The following is a 19,523-nucleotide window of genomic DNA, read 5'->3' on the forward strand; positions in this document are numbered from 1 at the left end:
AGAAAATGTTTGAGAAGTATAAACATGGTGAGATTACTCTTGAAGAATTAAAGGAATTTCAGTTTAACCCAGATAATTTCAGATTAGAAACGCCTTCTGCAAATAGGAGTCATAAATATGAGTAGTTAGGAAGATGATGCAATGAAAATATTAAATATTTTTGATGCGGTTAGAGAAGGAACTTATGAAGATTTTAAACGATTTTATGATGGTGATATTAATCAAATTGATAGTGAGTTAGATATCAATTTATTGTGTATGGCAATGATTAATGATAAAAATTCTAGTGAAAAACTTAAGATTATAAAATTTTTGCTAGAAGAGGATATTGATATTAATTATACTACAGCTAAAAATAAAAGGAATGCATTGCATATGTTTTATTTTTGTGTTTTACGTCCAACAATAGAATATGAATTAGAGATAACAAGGTTACTTATTGATAATGAGATTAATATCAATGCTTTAGATAAATATAATGCTATCCCCTTGAAATATGCTATTACGATAAATAAATTGTCTACAAAAGATAATAAAGAGATGTATAAACTACTTATTAGTAGTGGCTCAAAGTATAATTTGAAAGATGAATTTGGAAAATCATGTGTGGATTATGCCAAAGAGTATTCTTGGAGAAATGATTTATTAACTATTATTGAGGAGTGTGAATATGAAAGTTAATAATTCTGACTTTGGAGGTTTTATTGTTTCTAAGAATGTTGTAGCCGGAAAACCAATACGTTATACATTTAGAGAAAAATCAGAAGTTCCTCAATTAAATGGGTGGACTATTTACTCTTTAGAAGATGATGATGAATATGTAAATGATTCTAGTAATTTTCAAGTTTTAGGAGCAAGCTCTATATTAGAAATAGCACCAGTTATGTTAGAAATTTTTGATGCTCCCTATGGAACAGACCTATGTTGGTTGTATAAAGAAGGGGTTCATGTAGGATTTTATGATTTAATAAGTGAAGATGAGAAAGATATTGGTCAAATTGTAAAAGGAAATTGATGCTATTTTGTGAGTTCCATGGGCACTGACAAAAATGCATTTCCAATAAGAAAAGTCAACAGCGACGTTAGGAGAACGTAGTGGTCTGTTGACTTTTTTTATAGTGTTATTTCATGACAAGAGTTATTTATCATCTTCGTTTAAGTTAATGTTTTTATTATTTTTACCAACAATTCGTAGATTATTTAATTTGTTTTTACGAACTTCAAGGATAGCTTTTCCCATGTCTCGTTCGATTCGTTGCTTGTAAAGAAATTCTGTAAATGCTCTAAAGCATTCATTCCCGTTTCCAACATGTGTTCGAATCAATCAATCTAAATAAAAAAGCTCGTCTTTTCCATCCCTATTTTCTCAACAAAAACTGACATTCGCTTGCAAATCCTCAATAATATTAATATCATCGGTCATACCATTGATATTATAGTTTGTCCGCTTGATATTTTAGGATTCCCAATGTTTAAAGGGAATGATGTTAAGCTTACGTTGGAAACAAAAGAAGTAGGGGTAAAAAATACGTAGTTGACTCATATGCACAAAATAAGGGAATAGTATCGAGAAAATTCACTCAGCTTAGTGAAGTACAAGAAAAAACAGCTAAGAGTTATTTAAATGAAATTACAAAAAAATATCCTTCAGTTTCTAAAATATCAAATGGTCCTTTTAATCCTAACGCTCTCAAAGGGGGGCGACTTAAAGGTGAGTTAATATTAGAAGTGCCAGTTCAAAATAAACCAATTTCGCAAACGATTCTTGATGAAGCAACAAAAAATAGGATTATTATTAGGGATATTAAAGGGAAGGTGTATAATTGACTATGAAAATTTATTATTGTGACGAATGGTCGGAAATTAAAAAGAAGCCTTGGAATATTCTAGATGATCGTGATGCATACACATACCATCAAAAACATGAACCATATACGGCGGTATTAACTGAAGATGAAAACCTTAAGTATATTGTAAATGTTACAAATGAATGGGTTTCGGTGGGATTTTATGATGACTTTATTTGTAAGTATTTAAATTATGATTTTGAAGTTATGAGTGAGAGTAAGATATTTTTAAGAACAGCTACGTATTGGGAATATGATGATGAAACTGATACAGAAGTAAGTAGCTTAATTTGGGGATTCCGAGAAAATGGCTATATAGCAATGGAAAAAAGGGATTTAAAGACCGGCTTAGTCGAGGAGCGTGAGATTAGCGATACCCTTGAAAGAAACTGGGACGTATTTCCTGAATTTGGTCATTATATTCATTTGTGTAGAGAGGAAAGATAATGTTTTTAGGAGCACTCTATAGTGCCAAAGCTATCTATAAGAAAGGTGTTATATATCACTAACACATAAGGCAAGCGAACTAAAGATAATTAAAATATTGAATTAGAAAAAAGAAAAATGATATATTTGAAAATAGAGACTCCATGAAGGTAATACCATCATGGAGTACTATTACTATGTGCAATGATAGAATAAAAAAGAAGTACGAGCTTAGGTGAGATGACATTTTACTAGGCGATGAATATAAACACATGGATTGTATATGAAACTAATGAACTCGTATAAACTCGTGAGTTTTAAAATAGTAGTTTTTATGATATACAAAAGGTATCACATTTTTTACTGCAAGATTTACAAATTTATAGTACTTAAAAACATATGAACATAAAGCACTTGATTGTCTATGAGAGGCAACAAGTGTTTTTTTCATTTTAGGATAGAAAAGAGGAGAGTATAATAAATGATAAGTACATATATTGTTTCAGCAAATAGTATAAGAAAATAGATTCTAAAGAGCAGCTGAATTCATCGGAGTAAATGATGCAATTCGTGCAGTTACCGGTAAAGACCCTATTACAGGAAAAGAATTATCACCAAAAGAAAGACTCATTGCCGCAGGATGGACGCTCCTAAACTTTGTTCCTGTTGGAAAAGTGGCAAGTCTTGCTGGAAAAGGAATAAAGTATGTCGCTTCTAGCTTTGGGAAGACAATTGTAAAAGCAGGAAAAAAACTAGGCGAAGGCGTAACAATGGTAGCTGGAAAAGCAGCTGTCGATGGCATAAAAACAGCCAGCCACAAAGTAAAAGAGGGTGTAAACTTTGTAGCCTCCACAGCAAAAGGATTTGCCGACAAAATCGGAAGCCTATGGAACAAAGGTGCCACAACCGTAAAAACAACTTTCTTGCAGGGGAATGAAAAGATCCAGCACGCAGTAAAAACATTAATGGAGTACAAATGGATCCCAGGTGTAGGGAAAGCCTATGTCATGCCTGGAGTAGGAAGGGTCTCAGAGGGGGGACAGTATTCTCTGAAAGAGGCTTATCAGTATATGGAGAGTAAGGTTGTTAAGGGTACGGGTAAAGGTAGTAAGGCTGTTGATGATGTAGTTAAAGATGGTAGTCACTTTTTAGATGAATTTAAATTGAAACCTAATGTAAAATATGAAACGAATGGATATCTATATCAAACAGATGAACTAGGAAGAATTGAGAGAGCTTCTGGAGAATTAACGTTAGAGATGGGAGAACGTAATAGTAAGCATCAGCTAGCTGCTGGAGGAGAAGACCGAGTCAAAGCTCCTAGTACTCAAGGCGATCATGGTGGACATTTAATCGGTACGCAATTTAATGGATCTCCGCTAATTGATAACATAGTTGCAATGAATGGTAATGTTAATGTAAGTGCTTATAAAAAATTGGAATCTGCTTGGGCAAAAGCTTTAAGAGATAAGCGGGAAGTTATAGTTGATATTAGACCTGTATATGAAGGGAATTCTGTGAGGCCTGTAAGCTTTAACATAAAATATAGAATTGATGGAGAAAAATTTAAAGCTAGTTTGAAAAATGTATATGGAGGAAAGTAAATGAATACAGAGAACTTGGAAAGTATTTATCAAAAAGTAGCTATACAGTTAAACAATATTATTCCAGAACCATGGGAAAAAGTAATGGTATATTCAGAAGTTGAGGAATATAGTGATTCGACGGTATTTTTCTACTATCCAAAAAATAAGCAGGAACCAATATACAGTTTAGATATTGAAGATATGGAAGGGATTGATGAAGACGAGACTGATCGTCAATTAAATCTTCTTGACAGCCTCTTTAGAGAGTTATGGGAAGAATTTAAAAGAAATAAGCAGGAACCTTGGACTAATTTAACATTTGAGTTATATTCTACTGGTAAGTTTGATATTGAATTTGATTATACTTTATTAGACGAAGAAAATAATTATAATCATTATGAGAGATTAATTATATGGAAGTATAAAAAATTAGGAATTTCCCCTGATGAAAAGAGAGAAAGTGATGTGAAACTAATTAGAGAATATATTAATACACAAAAATGATCTCTACTAGAGTTATAGATATAAGGTGTTTGAAAATACATACTCCATGATGGTTATACCATCATGGAGTACGGTGTGCAATGATAGAATAGAAAACGAGGTACGAGCTTAGACGATATGACATTTTACATGGCGGTGAATATAAACACATGGAGTGAGCATGAAACTAACGAACTCGTACAAACTCGTAAGTTTTAACGTAGTAGTTATCATGACATGTAAAGGGTGTCATACTGTTACTACAAAACTTATAAATTTCCGCTACTTAAAAACATATGAACTTAAAGCACTTGATTGTCAATTATGGCAACAAGTGCTTTTTTGCATTTTAGTGTAGAAATAAGTTGGTAAACGTATAATTTTATAAGTGTATTAAGTGTTAAAATTTATAGATTGTAGTGGCTTTGTACAGTGTACGACATTACTAGAGAAAAAATTATTGTAAAAATTAAGGGGTGTATTATGTTTTGAAGTCATCGTAAAGTACGATTTAACGGTTGATGTAAGAGTACATCCAATAACAGGTGGAGTCGCCTACTACAGCGGTAACTAACGTTATTCAACAAAAAGAGTCATCGTAACAACAAGATAAAGATGATCCAGAAGAAGGTACTGCTGATAGTGATGATGATGACGGAGGATCATAAAAAGGTTTCTCAACAAATTTTAATATATCCCTTGACAGTTACAAATATAACCGATATACTTCATATTAATTTCAAAAGAAAATATATTCTAAATATTTAAATGTGTTGAATAGGAGTAGTAAGGTCGTATATTTGTACAGAGAGCTATGGGTTGGTGTGACATAGTCAAATGACATCCTGAACTCGCCTAGGAGCAGTAAGGTGGAACGGAATCACATTCTTAGTAAATCTTAACGGTTAACCTTCGATATTAGGTTTGTAATCAAACGATTACTACTAAGGTGGATTCATAATGGAATCAATAAGGGTGGTACCGCGTTAAGTAAATGGCTTAGCGTCTCTTTATATAGAGACGTTGAGCCATTTTTTTATTTTATGGAAATAGAAATGGAGGGTTTATTCGGATTGGTTTATAAAATTTAATTATTTATATAAAATGATTTTATTAGGAGGAAAATGAGATGAAACAGACGGAGCAATGGACTTCGAAATTAGGTTTTATAATGGCAGCAGCAGGATCGGCAATTGGACTTGGCGCAATATGGAAGTTTCCTTATATCGCTGGGAAAAGCGGGGGAGGAGCATTCTTTTTAATCTTTATATTATTTACTGTATTAATTGGATTACCACTACTTATAGCTGAATTTATGATTGGACGTAGTACGCAGAAACAAGCAGTTGGCGCATTTAAAAGTATTGCACCAAATACAGGGTGGCACTGGATTGGACGCCTTGGCGTCGGAACGTGTTTTATACTACTTTCGTTTTATAGTGTTGTAGGTGGATGGGTGTTAATTTATTTATTCAGAGGAGTAACGGGACAACTTATTACTCCAGGACAAAATTACGGTTCATTATTTACTGAAACAATTGGAAATCCTGTTTGGGCAATTATGGGACATTTCGCTTTTATGTTCATTACGATTTGGGTCGTATCAAAAGGTGTACAAAACGGAATTGAAAAAGCAAGTAAATATATGTTGCCAGCGTTGTTCGTTTTATTTGTCGCTCTTATTGTTCGCTCATTAACACTTGATAATGCAATGGAAGGTGTGAAGTTTTTCTTACAACCAGACTTCTCAAAGATTACTTCAGAAAGTATTTTGTTCGCAATGGGACAATCTTTCTTTGCGATTAGTATCGGGATATCGATTATGGTCACGTATAGTTCCTATTTAAATAAAAAAGAAAGTTTACCAAAATCAGCAATAACAATTGTTGGATTGAATTTATTTGTTTCATTATTTGCAGGACTTGCAATTTTTCCGGCCGTATTTTCATTAGGAATGGAGCCAACAGAAGGGCCTGGATTACTATTTATCGTATTACCATCAGTATTTAGTCAAATTCCATTTGGTGGGTTTTTCTTAACAGTATTCCTTGCACTATTTACATTTGCGACATTAACATCGGCATTTTCACTATTAGAGACAGTTGTTTCAGCAGTAGCAAATGGCGAACAAGAAAGAAGAACAAAGTTATCATGGATGATCGGTTTCTGCATTTTCTTAGTAGGTATACCATCAGCGTTATCATTTGGAGTATGGAGTGATATTACGATTTTCGGAAAAAATATTTTTGATGCAGTAGACTTCTTATCTAGTAATATATTAATGCCACTTGGTGCACTATTCATTAGTATTTTCGTTTCATTTAAAATGGAAAAAAAGGTATTAGAAGCAGAGTTTTTTGTAGGTGGAAATTATGGAAAGAAAGTATTTACTTGTTGGGCGTTTTTACTTCGATTTGTAGCACCACTCGCAATCATTATCGTCTTTTTAAATGTAATAGGGATTATTTAACAGTTGATGTTATAATATTCAGTAAAAAAAGAAGGTGATGATCATAAAGGCGAATTTGATAGAAGCAGGGAAATACATGCATATTAGAGGAAAAAAGCTATACGTTGAAACGCATGGAAACCCTAAAAATAAACCAGTTCTATACTTGCATGGTGGACCAGGAGAAAGTTGTTACGATTTTTCATTTCATCAAGCGGAACGTTTAAAAGATTCTTTATATGTAATTATGATAGATCAAAGAGGTGTTTGTCGCTCAGAAGAAATTACTGAGGACGAAGATTTTGGATTAAAAGATTTAATTGAAGACTGTGAGGAATTAAAAAAAGTATTACAAATTGAGAAGTGGTCTGTAATTGGACATTCTTTCGGTGGATATGTAGCATTGTTATATGCGTCGATATATCCAAGTTCAATAGAGAAAATAATATTTGAAGGGCCAACTTTTGATTTTGCATTAACAAGTAGAGCTTTATTACAAAAGACAGCGGACTTATTAAAAAAATATGGAAAAGAAGAAGTAGCAAAAGCGTGTTTATTTTATTCATCTAGCAATGCTTGTTCAGAAGAGTTGTTAGAAGCTTATATAAGATTAAGTGATGAATTAGAAGAAAAAAGAATGGAGATTTACAATAATAAGGAAGATGAGACAGATGAGAGTTTATATAGTGATGAAGAGTGGGAAGAATTTTCAAATCGCTCCAAAATTCACTTTGATAGATTAAAATTAGAGGGAGCATGTCATACGTCATTATTATCTAAAATAAAAGATGTACAGAATCCAATGTTATTAATAGTAGGAAAACATGATGTTGTAACGTGTGAAAAACAAATTGAAATATTTAATAAAGATGCCCGAAACGGCAAGTATATCGTATTTGAAGAAAGTGGTCATTCACCTCATTATGAGGAAGCAAATAGGTTTGCAGAAACAGTCATACATTTTTTGAAATGAAGAAAAGGGTGCTTCTCTAAATAAGAAGCATCCTTTCTAAATTTCTGGATATGTGATTGTAATGCTAGGCCACTTACTTTGCCAGTTCTTTTTAATAACTCTGTTTTTGTACATATGTATACGCTCTTTCGATTCCAGAAAATGAGCTGTTGGTCTCACTTGTAAGGAAAGAACATCTTCAATGCCGCACGGAGCTGTTAATATAACATTGTTTTTTTCGTCTAATGTAACCCCTAAAGACGTTGCTGTTTCAGGGAATTTAGAAATAGCATCAACAGAAGAAGAATACGGTGGCATATTATTTACTACGTGCATACGAGCTTGATTCTTTACAGACCAAGGGATAGAGGCATCCAAATTTATCAGTTTCTTTTCTAATAATTGTTCGTATATCTCATCTTTACGAAAAGGATCAAAATAAATGACATCAACGTCTGGTATAGTTGTTCTTATTTCGTAGTTATGTAAAGTATCCCAAATTTTAGAACGAACAAACCCGGCACAAATCCACCAATCAGGTAATTCTAGTGATTTTGCTAATTGTAATACGTCCATCATCCATTCGTCGTTTTCTATTAAGCGAATGATATGTTGCTCTGTTTGGATATTCATTGATATATTCACCTTTCTAGTAAATTAATGTATTAGTTCAATAATCCATAAAATCCAGTAAGCACCTGGTACAAATAGTAGTTGTGCTAATAATGTACCAAAAAGTCTAGAAATCATTAGCCAACCGTACATTTTACTCATAGACTCAGCACCATTCTCTGATTGTAAAGCACGTTCTGTTAAAAGAGCGATGCGTGGATCGAGTAGTACGGTTAATAAAATTGTAGCAAAACCATTTACAAGACCAGAAGCTGTACTTGCGTTTGTTGCATAATCTGGATTTAGAAATGAAGCGTAAAGGGCAGAAAGAACACCTGCTGTATAAATAGCAGTAGCAAACATATTAATAAGCATAATACGTTTTGGAATACCACCAATGCGTAGTCTATGAATCATTTCGAACTTTGGAAACCGTACATATTTTTTTGTGTACTTTAATTTTTGAATGTTATTCGTCTTCATCATTCGAATGAATGAACCATCTGTTTCAAAATTTTGAATGACGTATCCAAATAGTTTTGTCAAAGTTGGATATAGTATAATCGCAAGCAACGTACCAACAGAAGCCGATAATAGAACGAGTCGCATAATATTCTCTAAATCAATAGAAGAATCTAGTTTTGCTTCATCGACAATCCCGCCAAGTAAAAAGGCTTGTAGTAAGTTTGACGTTCTTGAAATGAGCAATACGATTCCTACGACAGATAATGCAACAGCGATCTTCTTTAAACGAACGCCTGCTAATCGAATACTATAAGAGCTTGTTTCAACTGCGTGGATTACAATCGTGAAAGCCATTATAAAAATTAACGTAATTACCATTTGTTTCACCAGTTTCTATTAAAATAATTGTAACTTTTTTACTTTATCATATCTATTACATTTTGTAAGTGAAAGTATGTGACATAGGAAAAGTAATTTTTCAGAAAAAAAGATAATGATAGTATTATAATAGAAGGGAAAGAGGGGGAAATCTGTTATAGGTTACTTATAAAGTAAAACGAGTGGGGGATTGAAACGTGTACACAACATATTTATTTGATTTAGATGGAACATTAACGGATCCGAAAGAAGGGATTGTAAATTCAGTATTGTATGCATTAAAAAAGGTTGGCATTGAAGAATTACATATAAGCGAGTTAGATTCATTTATCGGTCCACCCATCCAGCAATCATTTGTAGAGAGATATAATATGAATGAAGGAGAAGTTGAACGAGCTGTTTTTTATTTCAGAGAATATTTAAAGCAACGTGGATTGTTGGAGAATAATGTTTACGAGGGTATTCCAAATCTTTTAAAACAATTAAAAGATACTGGAAATCGTTTATTTATAGCAACTTCAAAGCCTACTATATTTGCTGAACAAGTTGTAGAGCATTTTCAACTAACAAATTATTTCGAAGGTATCATTGGAAGTAATTTAGATGGTACAAGAATAAAAAAAGAAGAAATCATTGCTCATATTTTACAAACAAATGAAGAACTTAATAAAGAAGAAATTGTTATGATTGGAGATAGAAAGCACGATATAATCGGCGCGAATCATAATGAAATTGCATCGATCGGCGTTTTATATGGCTATGGTAGTGAAATGGAATTGACTGAAGTTGGTGCGACTCATATCGTAAATGATGTAAAAGAACTACATCATTTTTGTTTAGAAAATAGTTTGATAAAGAAGTAAATATAGAGACTAATAATCCCTTTATAACGTATGATGATGAAATCGTTTTTTGTTTAAAGGGATTTTTCATATGTAATCGAATACTTATAATTAGACATTTTTAGCATGAAAAATTTGTATGAATAAGAGGAGGGATGTCAGAATCAAAAGATTAGTAGTAGAAGTTTATCAATAAAAGTTTGAATCTTCTGTTAAAGGAGGGGTATAATTGGAGCTAGTTATTATATTATTAGCACTTAGTTTACTTATGTTTGTAGCTTATAGAGGCTTTTCTGTTATTTTATTTGCACCGATTTTTGCTTTATTTGCAGTGTTTTTGACAGAGCCTAGTTTTGTATTACCTTTCTTTTCGAATATTTTTATGGAGAAAATGGTAGGTTTTATTAAACTATATTTTCCTGTATTTTTACTTGGAGCAATATTTGGGAAAGTAGTAGAAATGTCAGGAATTGCGGACTCAATTGCAAAGACAATTATAGAGTTAGTTGGTGAAAAACGTACGATATTAGCAATTGTATTAATGGGGGCTATTTTAACATATAGCGGTGTTAGTGTGTATGTAGTAGTGTTTGCTGTATATCCATTCGCAGCAAAGCTGTTTCGACAAGCGAATATTCCAAAACGTTTAATCCCTGGAACGATTGTTCTTGGAGCGGTCACGTTTACGATGGATGCGCTACCTGGATCACCACAAATTCAAAACGTAATACCTACAACGTTTTTTAAAACAGACATTTATGCTGCGCCGATACTTGGTATTGTAGGGGCAATTTTTGTACTTACGTTAGGTTTACTATATTTAGAGAGTAGACGTAAGAAGGCGAAAGCAGCTGGAGAAGGATATTTTGGTTTTAACGATGGGAATACGGAAATGGCAGCTTCTTTACAAGTAGAACAAAAAGATATGCCGTTACTGAAAAGTCTTGAAATTACAAGAGCACAGCAAGTAATTGCTTTTATACCACTTGTTTTAGTAGGTGTAATGAATAAAGTTTTTACTATTATGATACCGAAGTGGTATCCGAATGGTTTTGATTTTTCTACAATTGGTATGAAAGCATTTGGAAAAGTAGAATTAAGTGCAGTAGTTGGAATTTGGTCGGTAGAATTGGCACTTATAATAGGTATTGTAACAACGTTATTATTATATTGGAAACGAGTCGTAACAGGATTTCAAGCTGGATTGAATACAAGTATTGGCGGAGCGTTACTTGCGACAATGAATACAGGAGCTGAGTTTGGTTTTGGTGGTGTCATCGCCGCACTTCCAGGTTTTGCAATCATGAGAGATGGCATTTCTGCCACATTCACAAACCCTCTCGTGAATGGAGCAGTCACGACGAATATTTTAGCCGGTATTACAGGCTCTGCATCAGGAGGAATGGGAATCGTTTTAAGTGCAATGGGAGATAAGTTTATTGCAGCGGCTCATCAATTTGATATTCCGTTAGAAGTAATGCATCGTATCGTATCAATGGCATCAGGTGGAATGGATACACTACCACATAACGGGGCTATTATTACTATTCTTACAGTAACAGGATTAACTCATAAACAGTCATATAAAGATATATTTGCAATTACAGTTTTGAAAACGCTTGCTGTATTTTTAGTTATCGCGTTCTATACTTTAACAGGGATTTATTAAATAGATATTTTATAGACGAAAACATGAATTAGGGAAAGAAGGGGTGGAGTAGTTGCAAGAAGTTGCTGAATTTCGTATGCCGAAGTCTGTATTATATGGAAGAAATTCGCTTGAAAAACTGGGGGAACAATCCAAGAAATTCGGGAAAAGAGCGTTTATAGTTACGGATACAATTATGGAGAATTTAGGATATGTTGAGAGTTGTATACAACAATTAAATACAAAAGGTATTACCGTTATTACATATAATAAGGTAAATGCTGAGCCTACAAATATACACGTGTTAGAGGCGTTAACTATTTGTAAAGAAGAAAAGTGTGATTTTATTATCGGTCTTGGTGGTGGAAGTTGTATTGATGCAGCAAAAGCAGTTGCGGTGTTATATACAAATGGCGGAGAAGTAGAAGATTATGTCCAAAAGGATATGGAAATAGACAATGATCCGCTACCGCTCATTGCAATTCCAACAACTTCGGGTACTGGGTCAGAAGTAACAAGTGTAGCAGTAATTACGAATAAACGAACAGATGTAAAAATGATGATGAAGCATCCGAGTTTTACCCCGCAAGTAGCGATTATTGATCCGATTTTAACACGTTCTGTACCACCTCATATTACAGCAGCAACAGGGATCGATGCATTATGTCATGCAGTCGAAGCATATATTTCTAAAGTTTCACAATCACTTACAGATGTACTCGCTCTTTCAGCAATTGAAAGTATTATGAAATATTTACGTATTGCTTATGAAGATGGGGAGAATATGGAGGCAAGAGAAGCGATGATGATTGCTTCCTTACAAGCTGGAATTGCATTTTCAAACGCATCTGTTACGTTAGTTCATGGAATGTCGAGGCCAGTTGGGGCATTATTTCATGTACCACACGGTATATCAAATGCAATACTATTACCTACAGTTTTAGAATATACAAAAGGTAGTGCGGTAAAAAGATTAGCGGAAATCGGCCGCTGTTTAAATAAAGATTTGTATTCCTATTGTGATGAAGAAGTAGCCGACTACACGCTGGGGGAAATAAAAAAACTTTGTTTTGATCTTCGTATTCCAAATTTAAAAGAATACGGAATTGGTGAAGTTGAATTTGAAAAAGCTATTTCTAAAATGGCGTCAGATGCAATTGAAAGTGGAAGTCCAGCAAATAACCCACGTGTGCCATCATATGATGAAATTAAACAGTTGTATCGAGAATGTTTTCATTATCGATATGAAGATTCTATAAAAACATTAGGTGATTAATTTCAGAATATTCTTATAAAATTTCCTTGGAAATAGTTAAAGCAAGACTTTATATATCAAACGTAAAGTCTTGTTTTATTATGTATAATATACATAATAAAATTTCGAAATTATCTTGAATAAATAGTATAAGGTGGGTGTGGGTTTAATGAAAACGATAGGTCTTATTGGTGGTATGAGTTGGCAATCAACTGCTGAATATTATCGAATCATAAATGAAGAAATAAAAAGTAGATTAGGTGGGTTACATTCAGCTAAATGTTTAATTAATAGTGTAGACTTTGAAGAGATTGAAGGATTCCAGTCTAGCGGTGATTGGGATAGTGCAGGAGAAATTCTAGGGAATGCAGCATATTCATTACAAATGGGAGGCGCAGACTTTATTATTATTTGCACAAATACAATGCATAAAGTAATTGAGAAAATAAAGGAGAATATTCATATTCCAGTTTTACATATCGCAGATGCAACTGCGAAAGAAATGAAAAGAAAAGGTATTCAAACTGTTGGTTTACTTGGAACAAAATATACAATGGAGCAAGATTTCTATAAATCACGTATTAAAGAGAATGATATAAAAGTCATAGTGCCATTAGAAAAAAATAGAGAAAAAATAAACGAAGTCATATATACAGAATTATGTTTAGGAAAAATCGTATCTCAATCCAGAGAGTATTATAAAACAGTTATAGAAGATTTAGTGCAAAAAGGCGCACAGGGTATCATTTTAGGATGTACAGAAATAGGATTATTAATAAAGCAGGAAGACGTATCCATTCCAATATTCGATACGACTTATATACATGCAGTTGAAGCAGTTAATTTCGCTGTAGGAAATAGATTATAATTATATTATGTAACCTAATTTGTATATGTGGAAAACATTCAGAAAATATTTTATAATGTAAGTGGTTACATGTAAGGGGGAATGCGTATGTTTTCAGTTCAACCAATCGCATTTGTACATAATGAAAGAAAGGAAATAAAAGACGATGAGTGGGGAGAAGTAAAATCCTATATTACTTTAACGGAAATGTATACAGAAGAAAGTATACAAGGGATTGAAGATTTTTCTCATATTGAAGTAGTTTTTTATTTTCACAAAGTAACTGATGAACAAATTCAATATGTTGCTAGACATCCTAGAAATAATCATGATTATCCTAAAGTAGGGATTTTTGCACAGCGCGGGAAAAATCGTCCGAATCGTATAGGAGCAACCATTGTAAAGGTAATGAAAAGAGAAGGTAAATCAATTATTGTTGAGGGGTTAGATGCTATTGATGGTACCCCTATATTGGATATAAAGCCGATAATGAAAGAGTTTATGCCGAAAGAAGAAATCGTACAGCCTAAATGGGCCACGGATATAATGAGACAGTATTGGAAGGGGAATGGAGTAAAATGAGAATATATGAGGCAACAATTGCAGATTTAGATGGACTAGCATCAGTTTTTAATAACTATCGTATGTTTTATAGACAAGATTCCGATTTAGAAGGAGCAAAAGTATTTTTACGAAATCGAATCGAGAAAAAAGAATCAGTTATTTTCGTGGCAGTTGAAGACGGGGAATATATTGGATTCACGCAATTATATCCATCATTTTCTTCTATTTCGATGAAAGAATTATGGATTTTAAATGATTTATTTGTGCAAGCTGCTAAGCGCGGAGCAGGAACAGGAAAAAAATTATTAGAAGCTGCGAAAGAATTTGCCTTAGAAAATGGTGCAAAAGGTGTAAAATTACAAACGGAGATTGATAATTTATCAGCGCAGCGATTATACGCTGAAAATGGTTATTTGAGAGATAATCGTTATTTCCATTATGAATTGACGTTTTAAAAAATATTAGATGAAAAGAGGCGCTTTCATTTTGAAGGCGTCTCTTTTCATTTGCATTATAGTTGACTTAAAAGCCAATTTGTCGCATCTTCAAAGTTTTCTGCAATGTAGTTTGGTTCAATATGTGCCCACTTGTCTCGGTACGTATGTAAAGCGTCGTATCCAGCGCCTGTTCGTACTAAAATCGTTGACGCATTCACTTTTGCTCCTGCAACGATATCAGTCCAGCGATCACCAATTACAGCACATTGTGTTAAATCAAGCCCGTGTCTTTCAGCTGCTTGTAGCAGCATGCCTGTATTTGGTTTACGACATTCGCAACCATCACCGTGTTTATGAGGACATACATAAATATCATCAAAACCGAAGCCTTCTAATTCTTGTACAAAATCGGTTACAGTTGCTATCCCGTCAGCGATACCTGGCTGGTTTGTAAAAGAGAAAATTTTTATATGATTAGCTTTTAGTTTTTGCAAGGATGTTTTTGTAAAAGGAAATAATGTAAATGATCCTGGGTAATGTATTGTAGTATCGCCACCAATTGTACCGTCACGGTCAATGAAAATTGCTTGAAAGTTTGTCATAGTTATAGTCCTTTCCGTTAAAAAGTAGTTTAAAAATATTTTACAAATCGGTAACCATTTACTTCATATCCTAATTTTTTGTAAAAAGGATGAGCCTCTACTCTTTTTGTTCCACTAACTAGCCATGTGCCAATGCAATTATGCTTCTTTGCTAATTGCTCTGCATAATCCATTAATACTTGCCCAATGCCTTTTCGTCGTATTGTAGAATCAACGCTAATAATTGAAATTTCCCCATAACGAGTTACATCTTCTAAATTTTCACGTATACGAAACCCAAGTAATCCAAATATAGTTTCTTCTTCCTCATAAACATATAAAAAATCAAAAGGACTCATTTGTACGAATTGCAATCGGTTGTTCATATCTTCATAGGAAATAGAGGAACCTTTTAATTCTTTCGTCAAAGAGCAAAGCGCATCTATATCGTCTATCGTCGCTTCACGAATTTGAAAAGACATATTATCCACTCCAATAAAATGTAATCAAACATTTATTATTCTGTTAAAAAATATTTTTTCCTGCTAGGAAAGTAAATATTTTATAATGATATATAAATAGTTATATATTATTCTTTTCCTTGTTTGTATTGGAAATGGAAAGAAGGGGAATGTATGTTAGAAGTAAATATCCGTTCTGCTGGATATGAAATAGGTGAAAAAACAATTCATGATATCGCTTTTTCTATTGAAAAAGGTGAATTAGTTGCTCTTATTGGTGCAAATGGTGCCGGGAAAAGTACGACGATTAAAACGATACTTGGGTTACTTGTAAATGTGGATGGTGAAATATCATTTGGCGAGAAGAAAAATCCGTATGCATATGTGCCAGAACACCCGACATATTATGATTATTTGACGCTTTGGGAACATATTGAATTATTAATGGCAGCTCGCGAGAACGAAGCCGGAAGCTGGGAACGGAAAGCTGAAGAGTTATTACATATGTTTCGAATGGATAAGCATAAACATGAGTATTTATCAAAGTTTTCTAAAGGTATGAAACAAAAATCGATGCTTATATTAGCGTTTTTAACAGAACCAGATTTTTATATCATTGACGAACCTTTTATCGGACTAGATCCAGTAGCTACGAAAGAGTTTTTAAGTTATTTATATAAAGAAAAAGAACGCGGGGCAGGAATTTTACTTTGTACGCACGTATTAGATACAGCTGAAAGAATTTGCGAAAGATTTTTACTCATCTCTCAAGGTACATTAGTCGCAGATGGCCATTTAGAGGCAATTCAAACGTTAGCAGAAATGCCAGGAAGTTCATTATTAGATTGTTTTGATGTAATCGTAAGGCGTGAACAGCATGATTAAAAAACAATTTTATAAAAGATTACGCCATGAACTGGGGCGCAAATGGAAGTCCATACGTTCTATAACTGATTGGACGGTTGCGCTATATATTATTATTCCGGCACTTATATTTATGGGAATTTATTATCGTTCACTATGGATGGAAGAACTAGCGATAGGAGAGACGGTTTTTTTCGGATTAGGCCTACTCGCATTTTATGTGATTACATATGCAAGAGGAGTTCGCTCATTTTTTGAGCAAGCGGATAGTTTATTTTTAATTTCGTATCCCGCTCACATGCAAAAATTAATCCAGTATGGCATGACATATACGTTTATTCGAATAGCGATAACGAATGTAGTAGTTGTTGTTGCTATGTTACCAGTGTTGATGAAAAGTATTGGAGTGACGAAGATACAAGTCGTATTATTTTGGTTATTCTTTACTCTATTTCGATGTATGTTGTCGTTATTAACGAGATATATTCATGTACGTGTGGGGAAACGATGGCTACTATGGATTATAAAAAATGTAATATTTTCTATAAGTCTATCCTTTTTGGGAATGAGCCTGTTTCTTATTTATAAAAATCCATTTTATTCTATACTATGTATCGGTCTAGTAGTTTTTCTAATTATCGCATTGATAAAAGAAAAACTAAATTATAGAAATTCCTTTTTTAAAGAAGTTGAAAAAGAAAAAGAAGAAAGTATGCGCTGGACGAGTGGGATTATGCAAGTTGGTGGTCATGCAGCTAAACCGAGTAGTTCGAATAAAAAGCCGTGGATGTTTCCACGTTCTAAAAAGTTTTTAGGGAAGAAAACTGATGATCGTATTGTTGAATCCTTTTTGAAAGAATTTTTCCGTACAAGTAGTGCAGGAATATTTTATATTCAAATTGTATGTATAAGCGCGATAAGTATTGTTATGAGTCCTAGGTGGATTGCAGCTATTATTCTTGCATTTGCTTTATTTGCAATTTCCCGCTATGCACGCGATTATTGGGCTGAATTTGCGAAAAAAATGTTTCTTCATTTATATTGTGATGAAGGAAAATTACTATTGTTAAGATGGAAGGCAGATCGCTATTTATTACTTCCAGTAATCCTTTTATATGGAATAATTATCCTTTCTTATTTTTATTTATTAGCAGCTGTAATTGCCGGGATTATTTTTATAGTATGGATTGGTTGGATTGTATTTTTACCATAGAAAAAGAGCCGAAAAATGGCTCTTTTTCTAATCTGTCACACATTGATAAATAAAATATACTAAAACGAGTATGCTTGCGGCGGAATACATGACATCTAAAGTCATCGGATCTCCTCCTCATCATTGTTGTATTTTTATTGTATGAAATCTTACAATTTCATATTCAAGTGAAAAATATGTGAACGTTAACAAAATTGTAAAGTGCAAAAATTACAATCATTTTGTATAATAGAGGAAACAACCGTTATATAAAATATAATGAGTGAAAGGGGAGGAAACATACATGCCAAATTGGTTTAGAAAAACCTTAGTCGCATTAATTACCGTATTTACATTTGGTTTAGTGACGCCTCCTTCCATATTGCTTGATAATGCCAAAGCTGCGGACAAGCCTACAAGCACAGCTGGGCAACAAAATTTGGAGAGTACGTCCTATACATATGAAGAAACGAATGACAGGTTAACCACCGATACTTTTATTACTTACGCAATGCAAGAAGCAGAGAAACAGTCGATGCAAAAGTTTGGTACTAAAATTGGTCCAGTAATTGAAGATGAGTTTAAAGATGTAATATTACCGAAGATTGAAGAGGCAATTGCTGAACTAGCAAATGATGTACCGGAAGATTCGTTACAATCATTAGCGATTTCTCAAAAACCAGCTGGTGGAAATAATGAAAAGATTTTTCACGTTTACGATACGAAAACAGGAAATGACTTATTGCGTTTCCACGTAAGAAGAGATCATCCACCGCAAGATGGGTATTATTTTAATTTCCACTATCACCGTTTTGATGATGGGTACTCCGGACATCATGAGTTGGGAAATATTTATTGGAATACGAATGTGCCGCCAAAATGGCTTTCTTAAAAAGAACAAGAGAAATCTTGTTCTTTTTTTATGTTTATAGAAGGGTAAGACGACTATGTTGTTGAATAAAATAGGTTTAGAAAAAGAAGTAAAGGGAGTAGGACAATGCAAAAATATATTGTTTTTGACTTTGATGGCACATTAGTAGATTCACAAAATATATTTGTACCAATTTATAATCAACTTGCTGAAAAGCACGGATATAAAACGGTAAGGGAAGAAGAAATTGAGTATTTACGTAAATTAACGATGCCAGAAAGATGTAAACAACTTGATGTACCGCTGTATAAACTACCAATATTAGCGCTGGAGTTTTATAAATTGTATCAACCTGCCATAAAAGATCTTATTTTGTTCCATGGGATGAAAGATGTATTAGACGAACTACATAAAGAAGGCTACGGAATTGCAGTCATATCATCGAACTCAGAGGAGCATATTCGTGCGTTTTTACACAATAATGGTATAGAAAATATACAAGAAGTGTATTGTTCTAAAAATTTGTTCGGTAAAGATAAAATGATTAAAAGGTTTTTAAAATCGAAAAAGATAACGGAGAAAGATATGTTATACGTTGGTGATGAACAGAGAGATGTAGCGGCTTGTAAAAAGGCAGGGGTGAATGTAATTTGGGTATCTTGGGGATATGATGTCATTGAAACAGTGAAAAAAGATGCACCAGATTATATGGTCAATACACCTATGGAAATTGTACAAGTAGTACAAGGGGCGTATTCTTAAT

At 33.4% G+C, this 19,523-nt stretch carries 21 protein-coding genes, 1 pseudogene and 1 other annotated feature; of the genes and pseudogenes, 18 read left to right on the forward strand and 4 right to left on the reverse strand.

Annotated elements, in window-relative coordinates:
• Positions 1-5 precede the first annotated feature (5 nt).
• From NST14_RS31020 to NST14_RS11190, 8 genes and pseudogenes are all read left to right on the forward strand, one after another.
• A complete protein-coding gene (locus NST14_RS31020) occupies positions 6-125 on the forward strand; it encodes a GH-E family nuclease (RefSeq protein WP_001998786.1) in 120 nt (39 codons plus the stop codon).
• Positions 126-141: 16 nt separating this feature from the next.
• Positions 142-681, forward strand: coding sequence for an ankyrin repeat domain-containing protein (locus NST14_RS11160; protein WP_000698516.1), 540 nt, complete (start codon positions 142-144; stop codon positions 679-681).
• Positions 671-1,015: a DUF2185 domain-containing protein gene (locus NST14_RS11165; RefSeq protein ID WP_000867689.1), complete on the forward strand. Its 345-nt coding sequence runs from the start codon at positions 671-673 to the stop codon at positions 1,013-1,015. The genes NST14_RS11160 and NST14_RS11165 overlap by 11 nt, the downstream gene beginning before the upstream one ends.
• An 814-nt stretch (positions 1,016-1,829) precedes the next feature.
• The gene (locus NST14_RS11170; protein ID WP_000708805.1) at positions 1,830-2,294 is read left to right on the forward strand and encodes a hypothetical protein; all 465 of its coding nucleotides are present in this window, start codon (positions 1,830-1,832) and stop codon (positions 2,292-2,294) included.
• Between the two features lie 515 nt (positions 2,295-2,809).
• Positions 2,810-3,877, forward strand: a pseudogene (locus NST14_RS11175) (DNA/RNA non-specific endonuclease); the annotation flags it as partial.
• Positions 3,878-4,363: an immunity protein YezG family protein gene (locus tag NST14_RS11180; RefSeq protein ID WP_001091052.1), complete on the forward strand. Its 486-nt coding sequence runs from the start codon at positions 3,878-3,880 to the stop codon at positions 4,361-4,363.
• A 743-nt stretch (positions 4,364-5,106) separates the two neighbouring features.
• Positions 5,107-5,355, forward strand: a binding site (T-box leader).
• A gap of 116 nt (positions 5,356-5,471) precedes the next feature.
• On the forward strand, positions 5,472-6,812 hold the full coding sequence (locus NST14_RS11185; protein WP_000814557.1) for a sodium-dependent transporter: 1,341 nt from the start codon (positions 5,472-5,474) through the stop codon (positions 6,810-6,812).
• A gap of 37 nt (positions 6,813-6,849) precedes the next feature.
• Complete coding sequence (locus NST14_RS11190) at positions 6,850-7,764, forward strand: alpha/beta fold hydrolase (protein WP_000584222.1); 915 nt, start codon at positions 6,850-6,852, stop codon at positions 7,762-7,764.
• Between the two features lie 36 nt (positions 7,765-7,800).
• Here NST14_RS11190 and NST14_RS11195 read toward each other — a convergent pair whose 3' ends face one another.
• Complete coding sequence (locus NST14_RS11195; protein ID WP_001025800.1) at positions 7,801-8,376, reverse strand: nucleotidyltransferase family protein; 576 nt, start codon at positions 8,374-8,376, stop codon at positions 7,801-7,803.
• A gap of 24 nt (positions 8,377-8,400) precedes the next feature.
• The gene (locus NST14_RS11200; RefSeq protein WP_000237162.1) at positions 8,401-9,198 is read right to left on the reverse strand and encodes a lipid II flippase Amj family protein; all 798 of its coding nucleotides are present in this window, start codon (positions 9,196-9,198) and stop codon (positions 8,401-8,403) included.
• A 197-nt stretch (positions 9,199-9,395) separates the two neighbouring features.
• Between NST14_RS11200 and NST14_RS11205 the strand changes: the two genes are divergently transcribed.
• From NST14_RS11205 to NST14_RS11230, 6 genes are all read left to right on the forward strand, one after another.
• Entirely contained in the window at positions 9,396-10,061 is a 666-nt protein-coding gene (locus NST14_RS11205) for an HAD family hydrolase (protein ID WP_000288833.1), read from the forward strand.
• Positions 10,062-10,269: 208 nt separating this feature from the next.
• Positions 10,270-11,709, forward strand: a complete 1,440-nt coding sequence (locus NST14_RS11210) for a GntP family permease (protein WP_000424306.1) — start codon at positions 10,270-10,272, stop codon at positions 11,707-11,709.
• A gap of 52 nt (positions 11,710-11,761) precedes the next feature.
• Complete coding sequence (eutG, locus tag NST14_RS11215; protein ID WP_001158502.1) at positions 11,762-12,964, forward strand: alcohol dehydrogenase EutG; 1,203 nt, start codon at positions 11,762-11,764, stop codon at positions 12,962-12,964.
• Positions 12,965-13,112: 148 nt separating this feature from the next.
• Positions 13,113-13,811 carry an aspartate/glutamate racemase family protein gene (locus NST14_RS11220; RefSeq protein WP_000848599.1) on the forward strand — a complete coding sequence of 233 codons (699 nt, stop codon included), beginning with the start codon at positions 13,113-13,115 and terminating at the stop codon, positions 13,809-13,811.
• Between the two features lie 87 nt (positions 13,812-13,898).
• Positions 13,899-14,372, forward strand: coding sequence for a tRNA (N6-threonylcarbamoyladenosine(37)-N6)-methyltransferase TrmO (gene tsaA, locus NST14_RS11225; RefSeq protein ID WP_000493235.1), 474 nt, complete (start codon positions 13,899-13,901; stop codon positions 14,370-14,372).
• On the forward strand, positions 14,369-14,809 hold the full coding sequence (locus NST14_RS11230; RefSeq protein ID WP_001223863.1) for a GNAT family N-acetyltransferase: 441 nt from the start codon (positions 14,369-14,371) through the stop codon (positions 14,807-14,809). Before tsaA ends, NST14_RS11230 begins: the two co-directional genes overlap by 4 nt.
• Before the next feature lie 56 nt (positions 14,810-14,865).
• Here NST14_RS11230 and NST14_RS11235 read toward each other — a convergent pair whose 3' ends face one another.
• Together NST14_RS11235 and NST14_RS11240 are read right to left on the reverse strand one after the other, a co-directional pair.
• Positions 14,866-15,393 (reverse strand): HAD-IIIA family hydrolase, encoded by a 528-nt coding sequence (locus tag NST14_RS11235; RefSeq protein ID WP_000181094.1) that lies wholly within the window; start codon positions 15,391-15,393, stop codon positions 14,866-14,868.
• A gap of 29 nt (positions 15,394-15,422) precedes the next feature.
• Positions 15,423-15,854: a GNAT family N-acetyltransferase gene (locus NST14_RS11240; RefSeq protein ID WP_000009783.1), complete on the reverse strand. Its 432-nt coding sequence runs from the start codon at positions 15,852-15,854 to the stop codon at positions 15,423-15,425.
• A 153-nt stretch (positions 15,855-16,007) separates the two neighbouring features.
• On the opposite strand from NST14_RS11240, the gene NST14_RS11245 reads away from it, so the two are divergent.
• The 4 genes from NST14_RS11245 (at position 16,008) to NST14_RS11260 (ending at position 19,522) form a co-directional block, all read left to right on the forward strand.
• Positions 16,008-16,718 carry an ABC transporter ATP-binding protein gene (locus NST14_RS11245; RefSeq protein ID WP_000895233.1) on the forward strand — a complete coding sequence of 237 codons (711 nt, stop codon included), beginning with the start codon at positions 16,008-16,010 and terminating at the stop codon, positions 16,716-16,718.
• Complete coding sequence (locus tag NST14_RS11250) at positions 16,711-17,910, forward strand: ABC transporter permease (RefSeq protein WP_000592557.1); 1,200 nt, start codon at positions 16,711-16,713, stop codon at positions 17,908-17,910. Before NST14_RS11245 ends, NST14_RS11250 begins: the two co-directional genes overlap by 8 nt.
• A 283-nt stretch (positions 17,911-18,193) precedes the next feature.
• A complete protein-coding gene (locus NST14_RS11255) occupies positions 18,194-18,781 on the forward strand; it encodes a YpjP family protein (protein WP_001134413.1) in 588 nt (195 codons plus the stop codon).
• Positions 18,782-18,886: 105 nt separating this feature from the next.
• Positions 18,887-19,522 (forward strand): HAD family hydrolase, encoded by a 636-nt coding sequence (locus tag NST14_RS11260; RefSeq protein ID WP_001174997.1) that lies wholly within the window; start codon positions 18,887-18,889, stop codon positions 19,520-19,522.
• The last annotated feature ends 1 nt before the right edge of the window (position 19,523 follow it).

Origin of the sequence: Bacillus sp. FSL W8-0519 (genome assembly GCF_038005585.1) — a bacterium.
GTDB classification, from domain to species: domain Bacteria; phylum Bacillota; class Bacilli; order Bacillales; family Bacillaceae_G; genus Bacillus_A; species Bacillus_A paranthracis.